The sequence below is a fragment of the Blastomonas sp. UPD001 genome (assembly GCF_003426715.1).
Taxonomy (GTDB): Bacteria; Pseudomonadota; Alphaproteobacteria; order Sphingomonadales; family Sphingomonadaceae; genus Blastomonas.
In genome coordinates this window covers 1-1,191 of sequence record NZ_QKVT01000018.1, presented here as the reverse complement: position 1 = coordinate 1,191, position 1,191 = coordinate 1, and the positions used below count along the sequence as shown (strand labels likewise).

Sequence of the window (1,191 nt, the reverse complement as noted above, 5' to 3'; positions counted from 1 at the left end):
TGCAGCCGCTGGAGGCCAGCCATCCCAGCGCGCGCACGATCGCCAGTGCGTTGCCCCCCGCCGGGTCGCTGCCATAGACGTCCGCCACCCAGAGCCGCCGTGCGCCCTGGCTGGACAACAGGCTAGCGATGGCGCTGCCATGATCCGAGGGCAGCGGCGCGCCCCGGGCAAAGCCCTTGCTGCCCATCGGCCGGACCGCGGGCCCCGGCGCGCCATCGATGATGCCGATCGGCGTGTCGACCTGGGACGGCGCCGTTGCGGCCATCAGCGCGGGCATCGGCAAGGCCGTGCCCCGGCCGGCGAGCGAGCCCGATTGCCAGTGGAGGCTGTCGGGGGCGATATCCGCCTGGGACGCGAGCCTGCGCGCGAGCCTTTCCGCCCGGGCGAGGCCCAGACCGTTCGGAACGCGCAAGCGCACGATGCGCAGATCAAGCCCCTCGACCCGTTCCTCCTCGATCGCCGAAAAGCCGGCCTCGATCAGCGCATCGATCTCGCCGCGCGTCGGGCCGACGAGCAGGATCTCGCCGCGTCGCGCCAGATCGCCGTTTTCGTCGCGCTCGATCAGGTCCCGGTTCTGCCGCAACAGCCGCCCGAGCTGCTGATCGCGCAGCCGCAGCAGCCGGCTCGCCTCGCGCTGCGCCACCTCTCCCAGTCCGCTGATCCCCTCGCCGGCGGTGTCGAGGATATCGCCCACCCCGCGTCCGACGCCGGGCAACCCGATATTGCCCAGCGGCGTTTGCAACTGCGCGAACAGCGGCGTTGCAGCGAGCAGCGCGCCGCAGGTCATCGCAGTCAGGAACATGGCGGGCTTGCGCATCTCGTCTCCGTCCGATTTTTTTGCTGAACCATGGATGAAACGCACGAGGCCAGGCGTTTCATCCATGAGAAAGGCCCGGACCCTGACAGAAACGTTCGAGACCCAGCTGATCGACCTGCTGCCGCGGATGCGGCGGTTCGCCTATGGCCTGACCGGGGCATCGGCGGACGGGGACGATCTGTGCCAGATGGCGCTCGAACGCGCGCTGGCGCGTCGCGATCAGTGGCAGCAGGGAACGCGGCTCGACAGCTGGATATACAAGATCATGCGCAACCTGTTCATCGACGAGATCCGCGCCACCCGGCGCCGCGGCGAAACCTTCGTTCCCGACGAGGCCGGGTTCGCCATCGGCGCCGAAGGCGGCCAGGAGGCGA

Annotated in this window: 1 protein-coding gene and 1 pseudogene; one reads left to right on the top strand and one right to left on the bottom strand. The window is 69.7% G+C overall.

Going from position 1 to position 1,191, the window contains the following annotated elements; genetic code table 11:
* Positions 1-817: pseudogene (locus tag DM995_RS17845) on the bottom strand (S8 family serine peptidase); the annotation flags it as partial.
* A 64-nt stretch (positions 818-881) separates the two neighbouring features.
* Between DM995_RS17845 and DM995_RS17840 the strand changes: the two are divergent.
* A partial coding sequence (locus DM995_RS17840) for an RNA polymerase sigma factor (protein ID WP_232824529.1) occupies positions 882-1,191 on the top strand: 310 nt, incomplete at its 3' end.